The organism is Lutibacter litoralis (genome assembly GCF_014646675.1).
GTDB classification, from domain to species: domain Bacteria; phylum Bacteroidota; class Bacteroidia; order Flavobacteriales; family Flavobacteriaceae; genus Lutibacter; species Lutibacter litoralis.
Window position 1 is genome coordinate 1 of the sequence record NZ_BMNS01000006.1, and the last position, 23556, is coordinate 23556.

Sequence of the window (23556 nt, forward strand, 5' to 3'; positions counted from 1 at the left end):
TCTATATACATACTCATATTAGCACCGTTAGGAGTTGCAGTTGAAAGTGAATTAACATATCCAGTAGCTAAATCTCCGGACTGAACATTACCAGCAACAACGTGATTTAATAAAATTTGAGTTAAAACATCTACAGGAACATCATCTAAAGAATCAAATCCAGCACTTGTTAAAAAAGCTGCAAAAGCATCGTTATTAGGAGCAAATACGGTATACATAGTATCTCCACTTAAAGTTTCAACTAAATTAGCTTTTTGTAAAGCAGCTAATAAGCTACTATAGTTGTCTGAATTCGCAACAACAAAATCAGCAATAGTTTTTATTTCAGGAATTTTTACTATGTCATCATCATCGTCATTACAAGAAGTTAAACCTATAGATAACATTAATGTTAGAATAAAAGTAAGAATGTAAGGTAATTTTTTCATGATTTAATTAGTTTTAGTTTCGACAAATATATAAATAAATTTAATAATGTTTAACTAAATAACAAAAAAAATAAACAAAAAAATTTATCATGATTCTTTTTGGGATTTAATTTTATTAACTAAAATAAATATAAAACACTAAAATTAAGTACTTTAAAGTATATGTGAACTCATTTTAATATTTTTTTGTTTAATTAAAAATTTAAAACATTTAACAAAATTTTAATATTTTAAAGAGGTGGTTAAACAATATTATGAGATAAATAAATGGTTTGTAAGACTTCTAAAAAGCACTATATAAAACACTAAAAATAATGTTGTTAAATAAAAATGATTATATTTGCGAAATAATATATAAATTAAAATTTTTAATAATGAGTAAAGGCACAGTAAAATTCTTCAATGAAGCTAAAGGATTTGGATTCATAAAAGAAGACGACTCGAACAACGAACATTTTGTACACATTTCTGGTTTAATCGACGAAATCCGCGAAGGTGATGAAGTTGAATTCGATTTACAGGAAGGTAGAAAAGGAATGAACGCAGTAAATGTAAAAGTTATTTAATATAAATAATTCACCTTTTTTAATGTCTAGCCTATCATTTTTGATAGGCTTTTTTTTTGTTAATTTATTTCATTAATAAGTTTAAACTTTAATAGTTTTATATTTATATTAAATTTAAGTAAAAATAAAATTAACTTTTTAGGTACTAAAAGTTATCAGTATCTTTGCAGTCTAAAATTTTAAAAATGAAACGCGTAATTGTTGGACTTTCTGGAGGTGTTGATAGTAGTGTTGCAGCCTATCTTTTAAAAGAACAAGGTTATGAAGTTATTGGCTTGTTTATGAAAAACTGGCACGATGATTCTGTAACTATTTCTAACGAATGTCCTTGGCTAGAAGATAGTAATGATGCTATGTTAGTTGCTGATAAATTAGGAATTCCTTTTCAAGTTGTTGATTTAAGTGAGCAATACAAAGAGCGAATAGTAGATTATATGTTCAAGGAATATGAAATGGGTCGCACACCAAACCCAGATGTATTGTGTAACAGGGAAATTAAATTTGATGTTTTTTTAAAAATAGCTTTAGACCTTGGAGCTGATTATGTTGCCACAGGACATTATTGCAGAAAGGGTGAAGAAATAAATAAAGGAAAACCTGTTTATAAATTACTTGCAGGAAAAGATGGAAATAAGGATCAGTCTTATTTTTTATGTCAATTATCCCAAGAACAACTTTCAAAAGCATTGTTTCCAATTGGAGAATTAACAAAACCAGAAGTTAGAAAAATTGCAACTGAGCAAGATTTAATTACTGCAGATAAAAAGGATTCTCAAGGATTATGTTTTATTGGAAAAGTGCGTTTGCCGGAATTTTTACAACAAAAATTACAACCAAAAGAAGGTGTAATAGTTCAAATTCCCGAAAATTCTCCAGTTTACAATCGAGAAATTCCACATTTTTATTCAAAAGAAGAAGAACTGGCTTTTTTTGCGACAAAGTATAAGTATTCATTATTAGATGGTAAAATTGTAGGAAAACATCAAGGAGCTCATTATTTTACAAAAGGTCAGCGTAAGGGATTGGCTGTTGGAGGAACAAAAGAACCGTTGTTTGTTATTGATACAGATGTTGTAGATAATGTTATTTATGTAGGTGAAGGAAAAAATCATAAAGGCTTATACAGAAACGTACTTTTTGTTTCAAATGAAGAGTTGCATTGGATCCGAACGGATTTAGTATTAAAGTCAGGAGAGCATTTAAAAGTTAAAGCGAGAATACGTTACAGGCAAGCATTAGAAGAGGCTGTCTTATACAAAGTAGAAACAGGATTGTATGTTGAGTTTAGCAATAAACAATCTGCTATTACGGAAGGTCAATTTGTAGCTTGGTACCTAAATGAAGAATTGTTGGGTTCTGGGGTAATTGCTTAGTTAAATAATTGATATTACATTATTTTATCATTAAAATTGTGTATTTTTCAGTATGTAATAAATTAAAAATTTTGAAAAATACTATTTTTATATTATTGTTTTTATTTCCAATTTCAAGTGCTTTTTCGCAAGTTGAAGATGCATGGGTATATCTTAAAGACAAACCAAATGAAGCTTCGTTTTATGCTGCTCCATTAACTATGTTAAGTCAACGCTCTTTAAATAGGAGAGCACGTTATAATATTGCTATAGATTTTAAAGATGTCCCAATAGAATCGTCATATATTTCTGCTATTAAAAATGCATCTGGAATAACTATTTTAGCAAAATCTAAATGGTTAAACGCCCTGCACATTCAAGGAACAAAAAGTAATATAGATGCCTTGTTGAATTTAGAATTAGCAACTTTTTTAATTGTAGATTCTATTGAGTATGCCAATAGAAGATTAAATGCTTCTAAGCCAATTATTAGTTCTAAGCGACTACCAAGAACTAAGAAAAAGCAATTAGAAACTACAACAGGTTTTACGTATGGAAATGCCGAAAATCAGTTATTAATGTTAGGGGGTACAACGTTGCATCAAAATGATTTTACAGGCTTTGGAATGCAAATAGCAATTTTAGATGCAGGTTTTCCCAATGTAAATACAATACTAGCATTTAAACGAATTATAGATAACGGACAAATTTTGGGAGGTTACGATTTTGTAGATAGAAGTACTAATATTTATGGAGGAGATTCACATGGAACTTCGGTCTTATCTACAATTGCAGGTTATTTACAAGATGGAGTTGATGGAGCGACTAGAAGTTTTGTGGGTACAGCCCCAGATGCCAGTTTTTATTTATTTAGAACAGAAAACGCACCAGTTGAAGTTAAACTAGAAGAAAGTTTATGGGTAGAAGCAGCTGAAAAAGCGGATAGTTTAGGCGTTGATGTTATTAATACTTCGTTAGGTTACTCTGTGTTTTTTGATAATCCTGAACATAATTATACTTACAGTGATATGGATGGGAAAACTACTTTTATATCTAGAGGGGCTGAAATTGCTTTTTCTCGTGGAATGATATTGGTTAATGCAGCAGGTAATGAAGGGAATGATACTGCTTGGCCTAATATTAATGCACCAGCCGACGCACCATCAGTTTTAACAGTAGGAGCTGTAAATGCTTCAGGAAATATTGCTTCTTTTAGTTCTTTTGGTCCAACTTCAGATGATAGAATTAAACCAGATGTTTGTGCACAAGGACAAGCTACGTCATTAATTAATACTTCTGGAAGGGTGGTTACAGCTAATGGGACTTCGTTTTCATCGCCTGTTTTGGCAGGTGTTGTTGCTTGTCTATGGCAAGCTTTTCCGGATAAAACGAATGCTGAAATTACACAATTAATAAAAGAGTCTGCACATCTATTTCCGTCGTTTACCAATCAAGAAGGTTATGGTATTCCAAATTTCAAATCAATTTTTGAAACTAATTATGTTGATGATAATGATATCGATGGAGATGGAATAGAAAATTTAGTTGATTCATGCCCAAATTCACCAAAAGGAACTGTTGTAGATGAAACAGGATGTTTTTATATGCCTTCAAATAATTTTATTATTGAAGTGATTAACGAAACCTGTATTGACAAGAATAATGGAAAAATTAATATTTCTGCCACTATACCTTATATTTATACTGCAAATATTAATGGAGCAAATTATTCATTTACTGATGAAAATGCTTTAGCGCTAACAAATTTAGCAGTTGGGCCTTATGAAATTTGTATTTCTATTGAAAATCAAAATTTTAATCAATGTTTTAATGTAAATATTGCAAAAGGCGAATCCGTTTCTGGAAAAGTTAAAGTTTCTTCAAAATTTGCTTTAATAACCTTAAACAAAGGAACACCTCCGTTTAAGGTTTATTTAAATGGAATAGAAAAAATTAGAACCATGAATATGGCTTTTGAATTACCTGTAAAGCAGGGTGATTTAATTGAAGTAAAAACAAATATATCTTGTGAAGGTGTTTTTTCAAAAGAAATTAATTTTGAAGATTTGGTAAGCCTTTATCCCAATCCAATTTCAACTAATGTAAACTTTAATTTTCCAACAGAGATAATGGGCTTAAATGTTACTATTTACAGTGTTTTGGGAGGTGTTATTTTTGAACGTAAAATTTTAAAATCAAATCCTAAGGTTGATATTTCTTCCCTAAAGAAGGGATTATATTTTTTACAAGTTAAGTATAATCATGAGGTTAAGACATTTAAAATTCTTAAAAACTAATTAAAACGTGCAGGCTAAAAAGTTTGTTATCCAACGAAATGATTGATGGCGAACAGCAGTGACCGTTAAAAAACAATAAGAGAGATACATGAAAAATACCATAACAGAATTATTTCATATAAAATATCCATTAATTCAGGCAGGAATGGTTTGGAATAGTGGTTGGAGATTAGCTTCTGCAGTTAGCAATACAGGTGGTTTGGGATTAATTGGAGCGGGCTCTATGTATCCAGCTATTTTAAGAGAACACATTCAAAAATGTAAAAAAGCCACAGATAAACCATTTGGAGTTAATGTACCAATGTTATATCCTAATATTGAAGAAATTATGCAAATAATTGTTGAAGAAGGTGTTAAAATAGTATTTACTTCAGCAGGAAACCCAAAAACATGGACTCCTTTTTTAAAAGAAAACGGAATTACAGTAGTGCATGTTGTAAGTAGTGTAAAATTTGCTGTAAAATCTGAACAAGCTGGGGTTGATGCCGTTGTAGCAGAGGGGGTTGAAGCTGGTGGACATAATGGAAGGGAAGAAACTACCACCTTTACTTTAATTCCAATGGTTAAAGAAAAATTAACTATTCCTGTTATTGCTGCCGGAGGAATTGCATCTGGTAGGGGTATGTTGGCTGCAATGGTTTTAGGAGCTGATGGCGTTCAAATTGGAAGTAGATTTGTTGCAAGTAACGAATCTTCGGCACATATAAATTTTAAAAATGAAGTTGTAAAAGCGCAAGACGGTGATACGCAATTAACTTTAAAAGAATTGGCTCCAGTTAGATTGATAAAAAATAAATTTTATACGGAACTTCAAGAGTTGTACCAACAAAATCCAACTGTTGAGCAATTGAAAGAAAAATTGGGTAGGGCAAGAGCTAAAAAAGGAATGTTTGAAGGTGATTTAGAAAAGGGAGAATTAGAAATTGGTCAAATTGCCGGTTTAATTCACGAAATAAAACCTGCGGGTGTAATTGTTAAGGAAATTTTAGACGAATTTAATTTTGTAAAAAATAGTTATTGCTAGTACAAATAGTTCACTGAATATATTGTAAAATTAAGCTTATTGAATCCAGAAGCAATCTGTAAAATCTGTAAGCATATGAAATAGTAATCCAATAGCTATAACTCTTGTTTTAGAAGGTATTAATAATAAAAAATAAATGGAAATAGCATAATATGAATGGAGCGGATGGAAATTTATACTGCACCTCTCAGCCTCAAAAATAGGAGTTGCTAGCAAGTGATCTAAGTCAACTAACATTGTTAAAATAAAAATAAACCAAACCTTTTTCCAGTTACTTCTAAAAAATAAATATGCAATAATCCCTGGCACTATGAAGTGCATTAGGTAGTGTGTAATAAAACGAAGAATATCCAAATTACAAATTAAAATTTTGAGATTCTAAATAATTCAAAGCGTTTGGGCCTTCCATAAAAATTAGGTCTAAAATACTAAGATTTGAAATAAAACCATGGTTTTGCTCAAATACTTGAATGTATCTTTCTAAATTATATGTTGGTTCTCCTTTTGAAATAGCCAATTTTCTAAAATCATTTAAGGGGGTTTCTTTTATAAATTCGTTGGTTTTAGTGGTGGTAATTTCTAATTGTAAGGCATCCATAATAACTTGATGACTTAATAGATTTAAATCCAATAGAAAAATGTGTTTTTTATTAAATATTGGAAGTAACTCATCAATATAAAACTCAAAAAAAGGAGAGGAACTATAGGCTGTAATTAGTGTCTTTAAGTGTAATTTATTCCAATCGTCTTTATAATCAATTTTTACATCTTTTGTTCTTTGCTTAATACCTTTATTGTGTTGAATGGGCACATTTAGTAAATGTGTGCCATTTGCGGTATAAATATAACACCTGTTTCTATAGGTCTGCTTTTGAAAATTATCTTCAACCTCAAAACAGATATTTTCGCTTTTAGAAATCGCTACATATTGAACTATAGGTGAAAAATAAGTTGGCTGCAATAAAATCATAGATTTTGGCATCTGGTATTTTGTAGCTAGTAATCTGGCAATACTTTAAATGTTAGATCCTAGACTTTTTGACTTTTAACTTATTTTATTCTTCTTCTCTTTTACGTTTTCTATATGTACTGTAACCAAACCAAAGTACCAAAACTCCTAAAAAATAATATAGATACGATACCGGTTTTCCTTCACCATGTACTGTTGTAAAAACACGATCCCATCTGATTTTTTCTGTAATGCCTTCTCCATTCGTATCCCAACTGAACCAAATAAATACAGGTTTTCCTACAACATGGTCAAAAGGAACATATCCCCAATAGCGAGCATCTTCAGAATTATGACGGTTATCTCCCATCATCCAATAATAATTTTGTTTAAAGGTATATTCAGTAGCAACTTTTCCGTTTATAAAAATTTCATTTCCATTTACCGTTAAATTATTATTTTCATACACTTCAATAATTCTTTTGTAAAATGGTAATGATTCTGAATTTAAAGCAACTGTTTTTCCTGCTTCTGGAATATAAATAGGGCCATAATTATCATCGGACCAAGGGTATTGTTCATTATGTGGAAAAACTCTTGAATTGTACGTTCCGCTTGGAGTTAGTTGTTTGGTAACACTTTTAATAAGTGGATTGTTTTTAAGTTTTGCAGCATTTTCATCTGTTAGGTTTAGGCTGTAATATTCTCCAAAATTACGACCTTCTGTTACACCATATCTTTTTAAAGTAGTTCCACTTAATTGTTGTCCTTTAGTAACAACTTTGTGCATATATTGTGTTTTTGCTCTATCAGGCAAAACAGTTTTTTCTCCGTTTATATAAATATATCCTTGTCTAATTTCTAAAGAATCTCCGGGAATAGCAACGCAGCGCTTAACATAATTAGATTTTTTGTCAATTGGTTTTTTAATATGAATATTTGAAGTATCAAAAAAGCGCTGAACGGTATCTACAGGCCAGCTAAAAACAACAATTTCATTTCGTTTAATATCTTGAAAACCTGGAATTCTAAAATAGGGTAATTGAGGCTTTTGCAAATAAGATTTAGTGCCAATAAAAGGTAAAGAATCGTGTACCATTGGCGCAGCAACAGTTGTCATAGGAGTTCTTGCACCATAATGAAATTTACTTACAAATAGAAAATCACCGATTAACAACGATTTTTCTAATGAAGAGGTAGGAATTGTATAAGGTTGCATAATATAGGTATGCACCAATGTTGCTGCAATTATAGCAAAAATAATAGAACTTACCCATTCACCAAGTTCGGTTCTAGATTTTAAACTTCTGTCTTCAATATAAGTTACATTTTCTATATAGTTTAAGTAAAAACTATAAAAACCTAATGTTACAACAGCAAGTATAGAGTGAATAGTTTTATATTTTCCGAAACTTCTAACAGTTTCAACCCAAATTACAGGAAACATTAATAAGTTTATAATAGGAATAAATAATAAAATAACCCACCAAGTAGGTCTTTTAATTATTTTCATTAAAACTATTGCGTTGTAGATTGGAATAATTGCTTCCCAAGATTTTCTACCTGCTTTTATATATAATTTCCAAGTTCCTAAAAAGTGAATAACTTGTATTATTAGAAAAAAGATAAACCATTCAATCATTGTCATAATAAACTATTTTTAATATTATTTTAAGCCCAATACATCTTTCATAGTAAAAACTCCTGTTTTACCATATAACCATTCTGCAGCAATTACTGCTCCTAACGCAAAACCACTTCTATTATGTGCGGTGTGTTTAATCTCAATGGAATCTACTTCCGAATTATAAGCAACAGTATGAGTTCCTGGAACATCATCTATACGTTTCGCAATTATAGGTATTTGAGAATCACTATTTGTTACATTTAAGTTCCAACTTTTTTTATTGGTGTGTTTTATAATTCCATTAGCTAAGGTAATTGCTGTTCCGCTTGGAGCATCTAATTTTTTAGTATGATGAATTTCTTCCATAGAAATGTTATATTCTTCTAATTGGTGCATCATTTTTGCCAGTTGCTCATTTAATTCAAAGAAAATATTGACACCTAAACTAAAGTTTGAAGCATAAATAAAACCACCATCTTTTTTATTACAAAGTTTAGTAACTGCTGGGTATTTATCCAACCAACCAGTAGTTCCACTAATTACAGGAACATCATTATTTAAACAGTTAGAAATATTATTAAAGGCTGCTGATGGAATACTAAAATCTATAGCAACATCTGCAGTTTTAATATCGTACTCTTTGGTGTTTTCATCTACCTTAAAAATTATTTTATGGCCTCGTTGTAAAGCAATTTTTTCAATTGTTTTACCCATTCGCCCATAACCCAATAAAGCTATTTTCATGTGTTTATTTTATTTGTTTTTTAATGCTCACTTGCTGTTTGCTAAGAATCATTTGTGTTGTGCGATAAGTTTTTAGCATGCTCGTATTAATCTTAAAATTTAAAATTTAATGATGCTACAACTACAGATTTGTTGTTGGTAGCATCTTTAATAATTTGTGGAGATAATGTTAAGTTATTATCAACATTATGTTGTAATAAATGTGCATTTGTACTGGCTTCTAGAACTTGCAAAACGTAAAGAGCAACCGTTACTAATAGAGATAAATCTCTATCTTTTTTGTACGATTTTTGTGCTCTAACAAGTGCATCGTCCGATAAAAATATATTCCCTCCAACTCCATCAAATTCGTTTGGTTTTCCGTCTAATCTTAACTTGTATGCAGTGCGTGCTCTATTGTAATTGGTATTGTTTCTATCATAAAAATATACACCAGTACCTAATGCTCCATATACAATTGGTACTTTCCAATATTTTTTATTGTAGGCTTGTCCTAAACCAGGAAGTATCGCAGAATAAAATGCAGCTCTTGCAGGAGATAACATATCAAATTCATTTGGAGAGGTATAAATCGTGTCTTTAGCTTTTATTATCAAATCTTCTTGAGAAAAAGAGTCAATAGTAAAAAACAAACTAGCAACTAATAAAATATAAAACTTTTTATACAGCACTATTCTAATAATTTTTTTATTCGATTAAAATCTTCTTCGGAATGAAAAGGAATTAGGATCTTTCCTTTGTCAGCCCCAGATAATTTAACGTCAATTTTATGTCCAAAGTATTGGCTAAAAGTTTTTAATCCTTTAGAAATAAATTTTGGAGTTTCACTATTTTTAGTAATTGTTTTTTTAGGTTTTTCAATACCTTCTTTAAGCTGCTTTACTAGTTGTTCAGTTTGTCTAACAGATAATTTTTGTGCTAGTATTTTTTCATAAATACTTAATTGTTCCTCTGTATTTTCAATATTAACTAGTGCTCTCCCGTGCCCCATAGATAAAAAGCCATCTCGCATTCCAGTCTGAATTATAGGATCTAGTTTTAATAAACGCAAATAATTAGTTATAGTAGAACGTTTTTTTCCAACACGTTGGCTCATTTCCTCTTGTGTTAAATCAATTTCATCTATTAAACGTTGGTAAGATAAGGCAACTTCAATAGGATCTAAATCTTTCCGTTGGATGTTTTCAACCAATGCCATTTCTAGCATTTCTTGGTCGTTTGCCAATCTAATATAAGCAGGTATCGTTTTGTTCCCAATTAATTTAGAAGCTCTAAATCTACGCTCACCTGATACTAGTTGGAAGTTATTGTTTTCTAATTTTCTAACTGTAATAGGTTGTATAACACCTAACTCTTTAATTGAACTCGCTAATTCTCGTAATGCTTCTTCATTAAAATAACTTCTTGGTTGATAAGGGTTTACTTCAATCGTTTCTAATTCAATTTCAATAATATTCCCAACAACTTTGTCTGCATTTTTATCATTTGCCGAATTAATAGTATCTGTGTTTTCTTTTAATAGGGCAGATAATCCTCTTCCAAGTGCTTGTTTTTTTAGTGCTTTTGCCATATTTATTTAGCGTGTTGTTTTAAAATTTCGTTAGCTAAGTTAATATAATTTATGGCACCTTTACTTGTTGCATCATAAGCAATAATACTTTCACCATAGCTTGGAGCCTCACTTAACCTTACATTTCTTTGAATGATGGTTTTAAACACCATATCCTGAAAGTGTTTTTTAACTTCATCAACTACTTGGTTAGAAAGTCTTAAACGAGAATCGTACATAGTTAATAATAAGCCTTCAATATCCAATTCTGGATTGTGTATTTTTTGAACACTTTTTATAGTATTTAATAATTTTCCTAATCCTTCTAATGCAAAATATTCGCATTGAATTGGGATAATTACAGAATCTGCTGCAACTAACGCATTTAAGGTTATTAAGCCTAATGAAGGTGCGCAATCTATGAGAATATAATCGTAGTCATCTTTAATTTCTTCCAATACTTGTTTCAGCATAAACTCCCGGTTGTCCTTATCAACCAGTTCAATTTCTATAGCTACCAAATCTATATGTGCTGGAATAATAGCTACATTAGGAGAATTTGTAGGAATAATAGCTTCTTTAGCAGTTGCCGCATGTTCTAATAGTTGATAAGTACCAATTTCAACATCTTCAACAATAATACCAAGTCCAGAAGATGCATTTGCTTGAGGATCTGCATCAATTAGCAATACCTTTTTTTCCAAAACGCCCAAAGCTGCTGCTAAATTTACAGTCGTAGTAGTTTTACCAACACCACCTTTTTGATTGGCAATTGCAATAATTTTTCCCATAGAAGAATATTGAGTTATTTTAAGTTGTAAAAATACAATTTATTATGGTTTATAAAAGGGAATAATGTTAACAAAGAGATAAAAAATAGTGCATGTTATTTTTAGATTCTGTTAATTTAGAAACAACAATCTGTAATAATGTTTCTAGATTTGCTCCATTTCATTAAATATTTCTTTGGCTCGGTCTAAATCTGAACTTGAAATTTGAAGTTCAACTTCAAAAGATGGTAGATAATTCATTATTTGAGTTGTAAATTCATTCTTTAAGGAACACTTTATTCCTTCGGACTCTAATTTACTTTTAAATACTAGTAAATCGGATTCAATATGTGATTTTTTAATTGTAATTAAACTCATTGCTAATTTTTTGAAGCTATTTTAAAATGAATTCTAATTTAATTAGCTGAGTTATTAGTAGTTTAAATTATGAATTTTTCACATCCTAAAATTTAAATTTTCCAATAACAATAATTTCTAATCATATTTATCTTCTAAATTATATTTTTTTTGGAGAATTGTTTTTGAATGTACCTGATATGGCTAAAACCAATCCTAAAGCAGACAAAAATCCAAAAGCAAAGTCAATTCCATTATTATCGTATATTAGAAATAAAGATACTCCTAAAATTAATAATATGATTCCTAAAATTCTTACTTTATTCATAAATTATATTTTTTCGGAATAAGCAGAAGTATTAACATATAGCTTACTTAGCTTGGGCTACAACAATATTTTCTATAGTTGTTGACTCAATAACAGAAGCATCAGCAGTTAAGCCACATCCTTTTTTTGAAGATCCACAAGAAACGCACAAAAGTATTGTAAACGTAATTGCTATTATAGAAGTTATAAATTTTTTCATTTTAAATAGGGGTTTTATTATTTTCAACGATGAAATATACAAAATATTTTACGAGCTAAGTTTATCTAATGTATAAATAATTAGTTCTTCTACAGGTTTGTAAGGGTCTTCACTAAAAGTTCCGTTGGCTCTATTTGCAATAATAGCATTCATAGAACAGGCATTATGTCCTAATAATTTTGACAAGCCGTAAATTGCGGAAGTCTCCATTTCTAAATTCGTTATTTTAACACCTTTGTATTCAAAATTATCAATTTTACTGTTTAGTTCAGGATCTTGAATTGCTAATCTTAATACTCTTCCTTGTGGGCCGTAAAACCCACCAGCCGTTGCGGTTACACCAGCAAATACTTTATTACTCAGTAATCTTTTTTCTAAAGCAGTACTGTTTTTAACAATATAAGGTCTTGCTTTTCTGTCGCTCCAATTAGTGTGTTTTATAAATGCATTTTCAAAATCGGCTTCAAGTACGTGGTCACAATCATAGGAAAGTAACATGCCATCAAAACCTAAACCATATTTTGCTAATACAAAGCTATCTACAGGAATGTCTTTTTGTAAAGAGCCAGAAGTACCAATTCTAACAATATTTAACTGTGTATGTTGCTTTTTTACCGTTCTAGTTTCTAAATCTATATTTACTAATGCATCTAATTCATTCAGTACAATATCTATATTATCTGGTCCAATACCTGTTGAAATTACAGACATTCTAATGCCTTTATAAACTCCTGTAATTGTTCTAAACTCTCTTTTTTGAGTTTCAAACTCTATAGAATCAAAGTGTTTTGTAATTTTTGGAACTCTATTTTGGTCACCCACAAAAATTATAGTGTGTGCAATATTTTCTGGTTTTAAATTTAAGTGGTAAACACTACCATCTGGATTTAAAATTAATTCTGAATCTGCTATTTTGTTCATAAGCTATCCGCCAACGCGTTTTATATTATATCCTTCTTTTTTAAGAAGTTGCATTATTTTATCTCTATAATTTCCTTGAATAATAATTTCATTATCCTTTACACTTCCACCAACGCCGCATTTAGTTTTAAGTAATTTTCCCAAGGCTTTTAAATCGGCTTCCGCGCCTTCAAAACCAGTAATAACTGTTACTGTTTTTCCACCTCTTCCCTTGTTAGAAAAGTGTGCTTCTAAAAATTGTTTATTTGGTGCTAAAGTTTCAGTAGTAGTTTCTTTTTTTAAGTCAAAATCATTGTTTGTAGAAAAGACAAATCCACCTAAATCTTCAAGACTATTTAATTTCTTTTTACCCATTTTTATTCAAAAATTGTACTTACAAAAATACTAAAACTAGTCTTATTTTTTAAGTTTATTCCAAATAAATAACAAAGCAGCAAAAAGTTCAAATAATAAACCAATAGCCATAATTAAGTTTGCTTGCGGATTTTTTGTGAATTTTAAAATAGCACCTACAATTATTAAAAATACTCCGAATGTAAAAAATGAAATTACTTTTTTTGAAATCATTTTATCAAGCCTAATTCTCTTAAACGTTCATTTAGAAACGCTCCAGCAGTAATATCGTCATATACTTTTGGGTGGGTTTCTGTAATACATTCTGGTAAGCAGTTTAAAGACATTTCGCTAATTGGATGCGTAAAAAACGGAATAGAATATCGTGATTTTCCCCATTCTTCTCTTGGTGGATTTACAACTCTATGAATGGTAGAGCGTAATTTATTATTTGTAAGGCGTTCTAACATGTCTCCAACATTTATTACCAATTGTTCTGGCAAAGCCGTTACTGGAATCCATTTACCTTGTTTATTTTGTACTTCTAAACCAGCAGCAGATGCACCCATTAACAATGTTATTAAATTAATGTCTCCATGTGCAGCTGCGCGCACAGCTCCTTTTGGTTCTCCTTGAATAGGAGGGTAGTGTATCGGACGTAAAATGCTATTACCATTAGTTACATATTTATCAAAATAAAATTCATCTAAACCAATATATAAGGCAAGTGCCCGTAACACATAGATAGCCGTTTTTTCTAAATTTTTATAGGCTTCCATTCCAACTTTATTAAAATTTGGAACCTCTTTAACCAGAACATTTTTAGGGTATTGAGTCTTTAAAGTGTCATTGCCAATTACTTCTTGTCCAAAATGCCAAAACTCCTTTAAATCTCCTTGTTTTTTACCTTTAGCACTTTCTTTTCCAAATGATGTATAACCTCGTTGTCCACCTATACCTTCAATTTCATAGGATTCTTTTATTTCTGTAGGAAGTTCAAAAAAACGTTTTACCTCTGCGTATAAATTTGTAGTTAATTCATCTGTTAAAAAATGACTTTTTAATGCTACAAAACCAATTTCTTCATAGGCTTCACCAATTTCTTTAATAAATTTTTGCTTTCTTGAAGGATCTTCAGCTAAAAAGTCTGACAAATCCACGCTAGGTATATTGTTCATAAAAAAATGTTTACAGATAAAAGTAATAAAATTATTTGTACTTATTAAATATGGGTAAATTATAACTGATGGTATAATTAAAACCAATACCTAAATCATTAGAAAAAACTCTATTAAATCCTGGCACATACAAGTTTTTAAAATTTTCAGGTTCTTGGGTGCTAATCATTTTTTTAACACTAAACTGAGCACCTAAAAATATATTTTTAAAAGTTTCGACTTTCATTCCAAACAAAAACTCTAACCAATGTGCGTTTAAATCTTTAAAATTTGTTCCTGCATTAACGGAATCTGGAATAAAATAAGTACCATCAACATTAGGTGTATAGCTGTTTAAAGTATGTTCGAAAAAACTAAAAGCATAACGCGCTCCCACATATATTTGGTTGTTCATTCCAATCCAGTTGTCGTAGGCGTTATAATTTACGCCTAATTTTATATAAGAACCTTTTGTGGTAAAATTTATATAATCTTCAGTTTTTAAGACATCTTCAAAACCTAATTCAACAGCTGCAAAATAATTGTTTACAATGCGCATATCTCCCGTTAATTCCAATCCTTTAGAATCTTGATCTAAAAATGATATAATAGGTTTACTAATATCTACACCAACTCTAATGGCATAATTAATTTTTGTTTTAACAGAATCTTGTTCTTTTTCTTGTTCTTGTTTCTGCTCTTGTGAATTTGCCGAAAAATGAACTAGAATACTAATGATAAATATTAATATGTGCCGTTGTATCATTGTCAATAATTGTAGTATTAATATTGTATGCTTTTATCCAGTTGTTTGTTGTGCTATCAATGGCTAAATTTTCGAAATTAGTTTTGTAGCCACATGATCTAGATACAAATATATCTTTTCTATCGTAACTAAAATAAATAGTATCTGTTGTTTTTTTAGATGTTATTTGATAACTTGTTTTGTATCGATTTATATCAAGAGGAATGCTTATTGAATCAAAAGATTTAGCGGTATAATCAGAAATTAATTCTTTATTAAGTACTCTAATAGAATCTATATCTATAGTTTTTACAAGTGTATCATTTTCAAAATTATAAAACTTAAGCATTAAATAGGGGGTTGTGTTTTCCAAACAAATGTCATCTTTTTCACAACTTAACATTAAGATAAGTGCTAAAATTATTAATGTACTATATTTTTTCATAATTATTTTAATTCAATAGTATTTCGGCATTTTTACGGTAGTAAAAATTTTAAAATATCTTTAAGATCCTTTCAATTCTAATAAAACCACATTTTCGACATGATGCGTTTGCGGAAACATATCTACAGCTTGCGTTTTAATAATGTTGTATTGATCTTTCATTAAACTTAAATCACGTGCTTGTGTTGCCGAATTACAACTAACGTAAACAATACGTTTTGGTGAAATTTCCAAAATCTTTGCTACCACATTTTTATGCATTCCATCTCTTGGTGGATCTGTAATAATAACATCTGGTTGTCCGTGTTTTTTTATAAAACTATTATTAAAAACATCTTTCATATCACCTGCATAAAACTCAACGTTCTCAATGTTATTTAATTGTGCATTTAGTTTAGCATCTTCAATTGCTTCTGGTACAGATTCTACTCCAATTACTTTTTTAGCATTTTTTGCAACAAACTGCGCAATTGTTCCTGTTCCTGTATAAAAATCGTACACCACTTCATTACCTGTTAAATTAGCAAAATTTCGTGTAATTTTATATAATTCGTAAGCTTGTGTTGAATTTGTTTGATAAAATGACTTTGGTCCAATTTTAAATTGCAACCCTTCCATGGCTTCAAAAATGTGATCTCTTCCCTTAAATAAAATAATATCTTGGTCGTATAAGGTGTCGTTTCCTTTACCGTTAATTACATATTGAAGTGATGTGATTTGAGGAAATTCTAGGGCAAGGGCATTTAATAAACCTTCGCGTTTTAATTTATCCTCTTTAAAAAATTGGATTACAACCATAATTTCTCCAGTTGAAGAAATTCGTAACATAATAGTTCGCAATAAACCAGATTGTTCTCTTGGATTGTAAAACTCCAATCCATTTTCTATTCCATAATTTTTAATAAAATTACGAATATCATTTGATGGATCTTCTTGTAAATGACATTTAGAAACATCTAAAATTTTATCCCACATTCCAGAAATATGAAATCCACAAGCATTTCTATTATCAATTTCTTCTTCAGAATTTATTTCTTCCAAGGTTAACCAGCGGCTATTTGAAAACGAAAACTCCATTTTATTTCTATAAAAGTAGGTTTTTTCGCAACCTAAGATAGGAGTAATTTCAGGTAATTCTAAATGACCAATTCTAATAAGATTGTTTTTAACCTCATTTTCTTTGTAAGCAAGTTGATGCTTATAGTCCATATTTTGCCATTTACAACCACCGCAATGTTCAAAATGTTCGCAAACAGGTTCTGTTCTTTTATCTGAATATTTATGAAACTTTATTGCAGTACCTTCAAAATACGCTTTTCTTTTTTTACCAGTTCTAATATCAACAATATCACCTGGAACTGTGTTTGTTAAAAAAATAACACGTCCGTCAGGTGCTTTTGCAACAGTTTTTCCTCTTGCGCCAGCATCTATTACTTCAATGTTTTCAAAAATAAGTTGTTTCTTTCTTCTTGCCATGTTGCAAATGTAATATTTTAACACAAAAAAAGCACCTCGAAAAGAGATGCTTTTAATTAAATTGTTTAGTGTGTTATTTTACACTTCTCATGTAAGCAGCAAGTGCAGCTAATTCATCACCAGTTAAGTCTTTTACAAAACCGTCTAAGTTAGCTTTCATAATTGCAACTTGACCTGGATCAGTATCAACAATTGCAGGAGATTCTCCTTTTAAAAATTTTACAAGATCACCATTTTGTTCATCATAAACTTTCACAATTTCTTTAATTGATGGGCCAATAACTTTCGCATCTGGTTGATGGCATGTTGTACATGTTTTATCTGAAAATAATTGTTTTCCTAATTCAATATTGTCTCCAGCATCAGCAACTTTTTCTTCTACTGCTTCAACTTTTGTTTCAACTTCTTTTTTAACTTCTTCTTTCTTTTTTTCTCCGCAACTTGTAAATATTACAGCAGCTAAACCTAACACTAAAACTGATTTTTTCATTTTTTTTAATTTAATTATAATTTATAACAAATTTATCGAAATAATTTTAACATTATGTAATTTTTACGACATTTTTACTTTGTTTTAATACTTCTTTTTTGAAGTTTTAAGAATCCATAAAATATTTTGTAATTTGCGAGGAAATTAGGATGATTTCTCTCCTTAAATGAGGAATTGATTATTTTATAATTTAGAATTTTATTGAGATGATTTCAGAAAAATTAACATCACAACAAGCAATTGATTTAGAAAACAAATACGGAGCACATAACTACCATCCACTTCCTGTAGTTTTAAGTAAAGGAGAAGGTGTATTTGTTTGGGATGTAGAAGGAAAAAAGTATTATGATTTTTTATCTGCGTACTCCGCAGTTAATCAAGGGCATTGCCACCCAACAATAATTAATGCTTTAACAGAACAAGCTAGTAAATTAACCCTAACATCTAGGGCATTTTATAATGATGTCTTAGGGAATTACGAGAAATACGTAACCGATTATTTTGGTTTTGATAAGGTTTTGCCAATGAATACAGGGGCAGAGGCAGTTGAAACTGCTATAAAATTATGTAGAAAATATGCGTATGAGAAAAAGGGAATTCCGGAAAATGAAGCGCAAATTGTAGTTTGCGAAAATAATTTTCACGGACGTACAACTACAATTATTTCTTTTTCTAATGATGAAGATGCACGTAAAAACTTTGGTCCGTTTACGGCTGGGTTTATAAAGATCGAGTATGATAATTTAGAAGCGTTAGAAAATGTATTAAAAGCAACCAAAAATATTGCAGGGTTTTTAGTAGAACCAATTCAGGGTGAAGCTGGAGTTTATGTCCCTTCTGAAGGATATCTAGCAAAAGCAAAAGCATTATGCGAAAAATACGATGTACTGTTTATTGCAGATGAAGTTCAAACAGGAGTTGCAAGAACTGGACGCTTATTAGCAACTTGCGGTAATTGTACTTGTGAAAATAAAGATTGTTCGGGAACACCTGAAGTTAAACCAGATATTTTAATTTTAGGAAAAGCTTTAAGCGGAGGCGTATATCCAGTTTCTGCTGTTTTTGCAAATAATGAGATAATGAATGTTATAAAACCTGGACAACATGGTTCTACATTTGGAGGAAATCCTTTGGCGTGTGCTGTTGCAATTGCTGCCTTAGAAGTTGTTAAAGATGAAAAACTTGCAGAAAATGCAAATATTTTAGGTGAACTTTTTAGAAGTGAAATGCAAAAAATTGTTGATTCAAGCAATTTGGTAACTGCAGTTCGTGGAAAAGGATTGTTAAATGCAGTTTTAATTAACGACACTGAAGATAGCACTACAGCTTGGGATATTTGTATTAAATTAAGAGATAATGGTTTATTAGCAAAACCTACACACGGAAATATAATTCGTTTTGCACCCCCACTAGTAATGACTAAAGAACAATTGTTAGAATGTGTTGCAATTATAAAAAAGACAATTTTAGAGTTTAAATAAATTTTAATAATAAAGATTATAAAAAGAAGCGGCAATTATGCCGCTTTTTTTAGTGTTTTTATATTTGTGTACAGTGTATAAGTTATTCTGAGATTTTTTCAATTTCTTCTTTTGAAAAAGTAGTATTTTTAATAGCCTTTAAACTATCTAAAATTTGTTCGGTTTTACTTGCTCCAATTAATACAGATGTAATTCTGTCATCTTTTAAAATCCAAGAAATGGCCATTTGTGCCAAACTTTGATTTCTGTTTTGAGCAATTTCATTTAATTGCTTAATTTTTGAAAGTTGCTGTTCTATTTGATCTTTTTTTAAATAACGTCCATCTTTTATAGCTCTAGAATCTTCAGGAAAACCATTTAAATATTTGTCAGTAAGCATTCCTTGTGCTAATGGAGAAAAAGCAATTGCACCAACTCCTTCTTTTTCAATCAAATCTAACAACCCGTCTTCAACCCATCGGTCAAACATATTATATCTTGGTTGATGAATTAAACAAGGAGTTCCTAATTTTTTTAAAATTTTAAAAGCTTCTGCTGCTCTTTCAGGTTGATAGTTAGAGATACCTACATACAATGCTTTACCTTGCCTCACCATTAAATCAAGTGTACCCATAGTTTCTTCTAAAGGGGTATCATAATCTGGACGGTGGTGGTAAAAAATATCTACATAATCTAGTTCCATACGTTTTAAACTTTGATCTAAACTAGCAGTTAGGTACTTTTTAGAACCGAAATCACCATAAGGACCATCCCACATATCGTAGCCAGCTTTAGAAGAAATTATTAATTCATCTCTATATTTTTTGAAATCTTTTTTTAATATTTTTCCGAAAGTTGTTTCCGCAGAGCCGTACGGTGGACCGTAATTATTTGCTAAGTCAAAATGAGTTATTCCATTATCAAAAGCACACTTTAGTAGATTTCTTGCATTCTGAAAATCGTCATTTCTGCCAAAATTATGCCATAGGCCTAGCGAAAGTTCAGGAAGTAACAAACCGCTGTTTCCTGTTCTTCTATAATTCATTTTGTTATATCTCGAAGCGTCTGCTTCATATTTAAATTTTTTACTCATAATTTAGCTGTTACGAATTAATAGGAATTTACTGTAATTTTTTTATTCAGGTGCTTTATCTTTGTGTTTAAAGCGTTTATGTGTCCAAAAATAATACGCTGGATTTGTTCTAATTTGTTTTTCAACTTTTTCTAAAAAAATATCGGTTAATTGGTAATCTTCATATTTAGTAGCGTCATTTGTAATTAAACTAAAAGTGGTTTCATAATGGCCACGTTTTACTTTTTTTACATCCATAAATACCATATTTAAATCATATCTTTTTGCAAGCATTTCTGCCCCAGTATGAATAGGAACTTTAACGCCTAAAAACTCATTCCAATAAAAAGTCTTTTTTAATTGTGGAGATTGATCGCTAAGTAAACCATACATAGCTTGTATGTTATTTTTTTGATTGGATTTAATTTCAGCAATAATTTTTGAAGTTTGTACTAGGGAAGTTCCAAATTTAGATCTAGATTTTAATATTTTATTATTAAAATACTTGTTATTTACTTTTGTATAGGCGGCATATCCTTTATAAGAAACAAAAGAATCTACGCTCATTATCCACTCCCAATTTGCATAATGCGGGCCAACTAAAACTACACTTTTCCCGTCTTTATACAATTCTTTAAAAAAATCAATATTTGGGTATTTGTATCGTTTATAGATTGCTTCTTTAGATACCGTAAACGATTTTATCATTTCTATAAATACATCAACAAAATGCCGGTAAAATTCTTTGCTAATTTTCACAAGTTCTTTATCGGTCTTTTCTGGAAAAGAAAGTTTTAAATTATTAAAAACCACTTTTTTTCTATAACCAATTATATAATATACCAGTAAATAAAGACCATCAGAAATAATATATAATATTCTAAAAGGTAAAATAGAAAGTAACCAAATTATTGGGTAAACGAGTATGTAAATAAGTAAATTCATATTGATTGATGCAAATATCGCATTTAATTTTTGTTTCTTGGTGAACAATTAATTCAATATCATCAATTTTTTATACATTCGTGCAATCGTCTAAAAATAATTTAAATGAATATAGATAAAATACTGTTAATTCTAATTATTGCTAATGTAATTGCCTCTATTAAGGGGTTTAGTGATCGTATATTTTTTGACAAGTATAAATTTCAGATTGGAGCTATAAATAGAGGTGAAAAAATTAGGATGTTAACTTCAGGGTTTTTGCATGTAGATTACTTGCATTTAATTTTGAATATGTATGTTTTGTACATTTTTGCGCCAATAATAATATTAAAATTGGGAGTTATTAAATTCTTAATACTCTATTTTGGAAGTTTAATTGCTGGAAGTCTTTTAACGCTAACATATCATAAAAATGAATTGTATTATAGTGCTGTTGGAGCTTCTGGAGCAGTGGCTGGTATAATTTATGGCTCTATTTTGTTGAATCCATCAATGAGTTTAATGATTTTTCCATTGCCAATACCTATTCCAGGCTACATTTTTGGAATTGGTTATATACTTTATTCTGTTTATGGAATGAAAAAGAAATTGGGGAATATTGGACATACAGCGCATTTAGGTGGCGCAATAGGTGGTTTTGCTTTAACACTATTAGTGTATCCAGAAGTATTTTTGAATAGTACTTTTACGGTTTTAATTTTAGGAGTACCAATTGTGTTATTGTTGCTTTTTGGAAATCGTTTAAAATAAAAAAGCCAAACAAATGTTTGGCTTTTTTTTGAGCGAGAGACCGGGCTCGAACCGGCGACAGTCAGCTTGGAAGGCTGAAGCTCTACCAACTGAGCTACTCTCGCAATTGGTGAGGCAAATATACAATCCTTTTTAACTTTAGCAAACGTTTTTTTAAGAAATTTAGTTTTTTTTTGTGTTAGAGAATTTAAACTTTTAAGTGATACCTTTTTAAGGTTTATTTTAAATATTATTTGAATTAATTTATCTTTAATAAGTTTATTTTTAATACTAAATTAGCTGTCCGGGTTATTCTTTTGAGGGCTGGTAATTTGTGGCTGACTCATAGAAAACTATAAACAGTTTTAAATCAAGGTTTATTATACAATTAAAATGATAGAAATTAAAAATATTAGTGCACAAGAAACCTATGCTATTAGATTAGAAGTATTAAGAAAAGATATAGATTTACCTTATAAATTTAATGGAGATTTAGATAAGGATACTTTTCATCTTGGAGCTTTTAAAGAGGATAAGTTAATAGCTGTTTCAAGTTTTATGAAAGTAAAAAATAGAAACTTTAAAGGGTTGCAATACCAATTACGAGGTATGGCTACTTTAACGCAATATCAAGGTTTTGGAATAGGTAAACAGTTAATTATAAAGGCTGAAAAAATTTTAAAACCACTAAATATTGACTGTTTATGGTGCAATGCACGTGTAATTGCAGTTGATTTTTATAAAAAACAAGGTTTTAAAACTTTTGGAGAGGTGTTTGATATTCCTTTAATAGGAGGTCATTATAGTATGTATAAATATTTAACTTAACTATGCTACGATATTTTTTATGTTTTTTTATTTTTATGATGAATTTTAAGACTTTATCTCAAAATCAATTTAGTGCAAAAGCATTAACGGGTAGAGGAGATTTAACATTAGTAGGAACATCTTTTAAATTACAAAAAGAAGCTTTTGACGCTTTTCAAGAGATGAAAAAAGCAGCTTTAGAAGAAGGTATTACTATTAAAATTGTTTCTGGTTACAGAAGCTTTAATCGCCAAAAAAAAATTTGGAATAGAAAATACAATTCATACATATCACAGGGTTTAATGCCAGATGAAGCATTACAAAAAATAATTGAATACTCTACGCTTCCCGGTTCTTCAAGGCATCATTGGGGAACAGATATTGATATTATTGATGCCTCAGTTCAAGCTCCTAGTAATTTATTAAATAAAATTAATTATGAGAAGGATGGTGCATATTTTGAATTAAAAGAATGGATGGATAAAAACGCTGAATCTTTTGGGTTTTATTTGGTTTATACTAATAATTTAGAAAGAAAAGGGTTTAAATATGAGCCATGGCATTATACCTACAAGCCTTTATCTAAGCCAATGCTCAATGCATTTAAAAGAATAGATTTAATAACATTTTATAAAAATTTAAAATTAAATGGTAACCAATATTTAACAAGAGAATTTATAGTTAAATATTCTTTAGAAAACATTTTGGATATAAATCCTAGTCTATTAGATGATTAACATTTCGGTCGAGTAATATTGTATTTAAAAAAAATAGATTAAATTTGAG

Annotated in this window: 29 protein-coding genes and 1 tRNA gene; 8 read left to right on the top strand and 22 right to left on the bottom strand. The window is 29.8% G+C overall.

Annotated features, from left to right (window positions below; translation table 11 throughout):
* The coding region (locus IEW75_RS10140; protein ID WP_188704038.1) for a fasciclin domain-containing protein at window positions 1-428 on the bottom strand (428 nt) is incomplete at its 3' end.
* Window positions 429-802: 374 nt separating this feature from the next.
* On the opposite strand from IEW75_RS10140, the gene IEW75_RS10145 reads away from it, so the two are divergent.
* The 4 genes from IEW75_RS10145 to IEW75_RS10160 all read left to right on the top strand — a co-directional run bounded on the left by IEW75_RS10145 (window position 803) and on the right by IEW75_RS10160 (window position 5667).
* The gene (locus IEW75_RS10145; protein WP_134246330.1) at window positions 803-994 is read left to right on the top strand and encodes a cold-shock protein; all 192 of its coding nucleotides are present in this window, start codon (window positions 803-805) and stop codon (window positions 992-994) included.
* A 185-nt stretch (window positions 995-1179) separates the two neighbouring features.
* A complete protein-coding gene (mnmA, locus tag IEW75_RS10150; RefSeq protein ID WP_134246331.1) occupies window positions 1180-2367 on the top strand; it encodes a tRNA 2-thiouridine(34) synthase MnmA in 1188 nt (395 codons plus the stop codon).
* A 71-nt stretch (window positions 2368-2438) separates the two neighbouring features.
* A complete protein-coding gene (locus IEW75_RS10155) occupies window positions 2439-4643 on the top strand; it encodes a S8 family serine peptidase (protein ID WP_134246332.1) in 2205 nt (734 codons plus the stop codon).
* Between the two features lie 88 nt (window positions 4644-4731).
* On the top strand, window positions 4732-5667 hold the full coding sequence (locus tag IEW75_RS10160) for an NAD(P)H-dependent flavin oxidoreductase (protein WP_134246333.1): 936 nt from the start codon (window positions 4732-4734) through the stop codon (window positions 5665-5667).
* Window positions 5668-5703: 36 nt separating this feature from the next.
* Here the strand turns inward: IEW75_RS10160 and IEW75_RS10165 are convergent, their stop codons facing one another.
* The 18 genes from IEW75_RS10165 to IEW75_RS10250 form a co-directional block, all read right to left on the bottom strand.
* Window positions 5704-6021: a DUF6122 family protein gene (locus IEW75_RS10165; protein ID WP_308423325.1), complete on the bottom strand. Its 318-nt coding sequence runs from the start codon at window positions 6019-6021 to the stop codon at window positions 5704-5706.
* Between the two features lies 1 nt (window position 6022).
* A complete protein-coding gene (locus IEW75_RS10170) occupies window positions 6023-6649 on the bottom strand; it encodes a WbqC family protein (RefSeq protein WP_229714435.1) in 627 nt (208 codons plus the stop codon).
* Window positions 6650-6722: 73 nt separating this feature from the next.
* Complete coding sequence (gene lepB, locus IEW75_RS10175; protein ID WP_134246335.1) at window positions 6723-8264, bottom strand: signal peptidase I; 1542 nt, start codon at window positions 8262-8264, stop codon at window positions 6723-6725.
* 18 nt (window positions 8265-8282) lie between these two features.
* Window positions 8283-8987: a 4-hydroxy-tetrahydrodipicolinate reductase gene (dapB, locus tag IEW75_RS10180; RefSeq protein WP_134246336.1), complete on the bottom strand. Its 705-nt coding sequence runs from the start codon at window positions 8985-8987 to the stop codon at window positions 8283-8285.
* Between the two features lie 92 nt (window positions 8988-9079).
* Window positions 9080-9658, bottom strand: a complete 579-nt coding sequence (locus tag IEW75_RS10185) for a DUF5683 domain-containing protein (protein ID WP_308423326.1) — start codon at window positions 9656-9658, stop codon at window positions 9080-9082.
* Window positions 9658-10557, bottom strand: coding sequence for a ParB/RepB/Spo0J family partition protein (locus IEW75_RS10190; RefSeq protein ID WP_134246337.1), 900 nt, complete (start codon window positions 10555-10557; stop codon window positions 9658-9660). Before IEW75_RS10190 ends, IEW75_RS10185 begins: the two co-directional genes overlap by 1 nt.
* A gap of 2 nt (window positions 10558-10559) precedes the next feature.
* Window positions 10560-11327, bottom strand: coding sequence for a ParA family protein (locus tag IEW75_RS10195; protein ID WP_134246338.1), 768 nt, complete (start codon window positions 11325-11327; stop codon window positions 10560-10562).
* Window positions 11328-11471: 144 nt separating this feature from the next.
* Window positions 11472-11684 carry a putative signal transducing protein gene (locus tag IEW75_RS10200; RefSeq protein ID WP_134246339.1) on the bottom strand — a complete coding sequence of 71 codons (213 nt, stop codon included), beginning with the start codon at window positions 11682-11684 and terminating at the stop codon, window positions 11472-11474.
* 139 nt (window positions 11685-11823) lie between these two features.
* Entirely contained in the window at window positions 11824-11991 is a 168-nt protein-coding gene (locus IEW75_RS10205) for a hypothetical protein (RefSeq protein ID WP_188704040.1), read from the bottom strand.
* A gap of 43 nt (window positions 11992-12034) precedes the next feature.
* A complete protein-coding gene (locus IEW75_RS10210; protein WP_158283743.1) occupies window positions 12035-12190 on the bottom strand; it encodes a hypothetical protein in 156 nt (51 codons plus the stop codon).
* A 48-nt stretch (window positions 12191-12238) separates the two neighbouring features.
* On the bottom strand, window positions 12239-13111 hold the full coding sequence (locus IEW75_RS10215; protein ID WP_134246340.1) for a nucleoside phosphorylase: 873 nt from the start codon (window positions 13109-13111) through the stop codon (window positions 12239-12241).
* A gap of 3 nt (window positions 13112-13114) precedes the next feature.
* Window positions 13115-13465 carry a translation initiation factor gene (locus IEW75_RS10220; protein WP_134246341.1) on the bottom strand — a complete coding sequence of 117 codons (351 nt, stop codon included), beginning with the start codon at window positions 13463-13465 and terminating at the stop codon, window positions 13115-13117.
* 42 nt (window positions 13466-13507) lie between these two features.
* On the bottom strand, window positions 13508-13678 hold the full coding sequence (locus IEW75_RS10225; protein WP_158283744.1) for a hypothetical protein: 171 nt from the start codon (window positions 13676-13678) through the stop codon (window positions 13508-13510).
* Window positions 13675-14622, bottom strand: coding sequence for an isopenicillin N synthase family dioxygenase (locus tag IEW75_RS10230; protein WP_134246342.1), 948 nt, complete (start codon window positions 14620-14622; stop codon window positions 13675-13677). The genes IEW75_RS10225 and IEW75_RS10230 overlap by 4 nt, the downstream gene beginning before the upstream one ends.
* A gap of 31 nt (window positions 14623-14653) precedes the next feature.
* Complete coding sequence (locus tag IEW75_RS10235; protein WP_134246343.1) at window positions 14654-15367, bottom strand: DUF6048 family protein; 714 nt, start codon at window positions 15365-15367, stop codon at window positions 14654-14656.
* Window positions 15333-15791 carry a DUF6452 family protein gene (locus IEW75_RS10240; protein WP_134246344.1) on the bottom strand — a complete coding sequence of 153 codons (459 nt, stop codon included), beginning with the start codon at window positions 15789-15791 and terminating at the stop codon, window positions 15333-15335. Before IEW75_RS10240 ends, IEW75_RS10235 begins: the two co-directional genes overlap by 35 nt.
* Before the next feature lie 60 nt (window positions 15792-15851).
* Window positions 15852-17267 carry a 23S rRNA (uracil(1939)-C(5))-methyltransferase RlmD gene (rlmD, locus tag IEW75_RS10245; RefSeq protein WP_134246345.1) on the bottom strand — a complete coding sequence of 472 codons (1416 nt, stop codon included), beginning with the start codon at window positions 17265-17267 and terminating at the stop codon, window positions 15852-15854.
* A 73-nt stretch (window positions 17268-17340) separates the two neighbouring features.
* Window positions 17341-17757, bottom strand: coding sequence for a c-type cytochrome (locus IEW75_RS10250; protein ID WP_134246346.1), 417 nt, complete (start codon window positions 17755-17757; stop codon window positions 17341-17343).
* Between the two features lie 206 nt (window positions 17758-17963).
* Here IEW75_RS10250 and rocD point away from each other — a divergent pair, with 206 nt between their 5' ends.
* The gene (gene rocD, locus IEW75_RS10255; protein WP_134246347.1) at window positions 17964-19238 is read left to right on the top strand and encodes an ornithine--oxo-acid transaminase; all 1275 of its coding nucleotides are present in this window, start codon (window positions 17964-17966) and stop codon (window positions 19236-19238) included.
* A gap of 82 nt (window positions 19239-19320) precedes the next feature.
* Here rocD and mgrA read toward each other — a convergent pair whose 3' ends face one another.
* Window positions 19321-20310, bottom strand: a complete 990-nt coding sequence (gene mgrA, locus IEW75_RS10260) for an L-glyceraldehyde 3-phosphate reductase (protein WP_134246348.1) — start codon at window positions 20308-20310, stop codon at window positions 19321-19323.
* A gap of 42 nt (window positions 20311-20352) precedes the next feature.
* On the bottom strand, window positions 20353-21234 hold the full coding sequence (locus tag IEW75_RS10265; RefSeq protein WP_134246349.1) for a lysophospholipid acyltransferase family protein: 882 nt from the start codon (window positions 21232-21234) through the stop codon (window positions 20353-20355).
* Between the two features lie 105 nt (window positions 21235-21339).
* Between IEW75_RS10265 and IEW75_RS10270 the strand changes: the two genes are divergently transcribed.
* A complete protein-coding gene (locus IEW75_RS10270) occupies window positions 21340-21984 on the top strand; it encodes a rhomboid family intramembrane serine protease (protein ID WP_134246350.1) in 645 nt (214 codons plus the stop codon).
* Between the two features lie 31 nt (window positions 21985-22015).
* On the opposite strand, the gene IEW75_RS10275 is transcribed toward IEW75_RS10270, so the two are convergent.
* Window positions 22016-22088, bottom strand: a tRNA-Gly gene (locus IEW75_RS10275).
* Between the two features lie 268 nt (window positions 22089-22356).
* Here IEW75_RS10275 and IEW75_RS10280 point away from each other — a divergent pair.
* Together IEW75_RS10280 and IEW75_RS10285 are read left to right on the top strand one after the other, a co-directional pair.
* Window positions 22357-22791, top strand: a complete 435-nt coding sequence (locus IEW75_RS10280; RefSeq protein ID WP_134246351.1) for a GNAT family N-acetyltransferase — start codon at window positions 22357-22359, stop codon at window positions 22789-22791.
* A 35-nt stretch (window positions 22792-22826) separates the two neighbouring features.
* Window positions 22827-23507: a M15 family metallopeptidase gene (locus tag IEW75_RS10285; RefSeq protein WP_229714436.1), complete on the top strand. Its 681-nt coding sequence runs from the start codon at window positions 22827-22829 to the stop codon at window positions 23505-23507.
* Window positions 23508-23556 lie beyond the last annotated feature (49 nt).

Excerpts from the sequence above, each read along its gene's own strand:
- IEW75_RS10145 (WP_134246330.1), top strand. The coding sequence starts at position 803 with ATGAGTAAAGGCACAGTAAAATTCTTCAATGAAGCTAAAGGATTTGGA.
- mnmA (WP_134246331.1), top strand. The coding sequence starts at position 1,180 with ATGAAACGCGTAATTGTTGGACTTTCTGGAGGTGTTGATAGTAGTGTT.
- IEW75_RS10160 (WP_134246333.1), top strand. The coding sequence starts at position 4,732 with ATGAAAAATACCATAACAGAATTATTTCATATAAAATATCCATTAATT.
- IEW75_RS10170 (WP_229714435.1), bottom strand. The coding sequence starts at position 6,649 with ATGCCAAAATCTATGATTTTATTGCAGCCAACTTATTTTTCACCTATA.
- lepB (WP_134246335.1), bottom strand. The coding sequence starts at position 8,264 with ATGACAATGATTGAATGGTTTATCTTTTTTCTAATAATACAAGTTATT.
- dapB (WP_134246336.1), bottom strand. The coding sequence starts at position 8,987 with ATGAAAATAGCTTTATTGGGTTATGGGCGAATGGGTAAAACAATTGAA.
- IEW75_RS10190 (WP_134246337.1), bottom strand. The coding sequence starts at position 10,557 with ATGGCAAAAGCACTAAAAAAACAAGCACTTGGAAGAGGATTATCTGCC.
- IEW75_RS10195 (WP_134246338.1), bottom strand. The coding sequence starts at position 11,327 with ATGGGAAAAATTATTGCAATTGCCAATCAAAAAGGTGGTGTTGGTAAA.
- IEW75_RS10200 (WP_134246339.1), bottom strand. The coding sequence starts at position 11,684 with ATGAGTTTAATTACAATTAAAAAATCACATATTGAATCCGATTTACTA.
- IEW75_RS10205 (WP_188704040.1), bottom strand. The coding sequence starts at position 11,991 with ATGAATAAAGTAAGAATTTTAGGAATCATATTATTAATTTTAGGAGTA.
- IEW75_RS10210 (WP_158283743.1), bottom strand. The coding sequence starts at position 12,190 with ATGAAAAAATTTATAACTTCTATAATAGCAATTACGTTTACAATACTT.
- IEW75_RS10215 (WP_134246340.1), bottom strand. The coding sequence starts at position 13,111 with ATGAACAAAATAGCAGATTCAGAATTAATTTTAAATCCAGATGGTAGT.
- IEW75_RS10220 (WP_134246341.1), bottom strand. The coding sequence starts at position 13,465 with ATGGGTAAAAAGAAATTAAATAGTCTTGAAGATTTAGGTGGATTTGTC.
- IEW75_RS10225 (WP_158283744.1), bottom strand. The coding sequence starts at position 13,678 with ATGATTTCAAAAAAAGTAATTTCATTTTTTACATTCGGAGTATTTTTA.
- IEW75_RS10230 (WP_134246342.1), bottom strand. The coding sequence starts at position 14,622 with ATGAACAATATACCTAGCGTGGATTTGTCAGACTTTTTAGCTGAAGAT.
- IEW75_RS10235 (WP_134246343.1), bottom strand. The coding sequence starts at position 15,367 with ATGATACAACGGCACATATTAATATTTATCATTAGTATTCTAGTTCAT.
- IEW75_RS10240 (WP_134246344.1), bottom strand. The coding sequence starts at position 15,791 with ATGAAAAAATATAGTACATTAATAATTTTAGCACTTATCTTAATGTTA.
- rlmD (WP_134246345.1), bottom strand. The coding sequence starts at position 17,267 with ATGGCAAGAAGAAAGAAACAACTTATTTTTGAAAACATTGAAGTAATA.
- IEW75_RS10250 (WP_134246346.1), bottom strand. The coding sequence starts at position 17,757 with ATGAAAAAATCAGTTTTAGTGTTAGGTTTAGCTGCTGTAATATTTACA.
- rocD (WP_134246347.1), top strand. The coding sequence starts at position 17,964 with ATGATTTCAGAAAAATTAACATCACAACAAGCAATTGATTTAGAAAAC.
- mgrA (WP_134246348.1), bottom strand. The coding sequence starts at position 20,310 with ATGAGTAAAAAATTTAAATATGAAGCAGACGCTTCGAGATATAACAAA.
- IEW75_RS10265 (WP_134246349.1), bottom strand. The coding sequence starts at position 21,234 with ATGAATTTACTTATTTACATACTCGTTTACCCAATAATTTGGTTACTT.
- IEW75_RS10270 (WP_134246350.1), top strand. The coding sequence starts at position 21,340 with ATGAATATAGATAAAATACTGTTAATTCTAATTATTGCTAATGTAATT.
- IEW75_RS10280 (WP_134246351.1), top strand. The coding sequence starts at position 22,357 with ATGATAGAAATTAAAAATATTAGTGCACAAGAAACCTATGCTATTAGA.
- IEW75_RS10285 (WP_229714436.1), top strand. The coding sequence starts at position 22,827 with ATGATGAATTTTAAGACTTTATCTCAAAATCAATTTAGTGCAAAAGCA.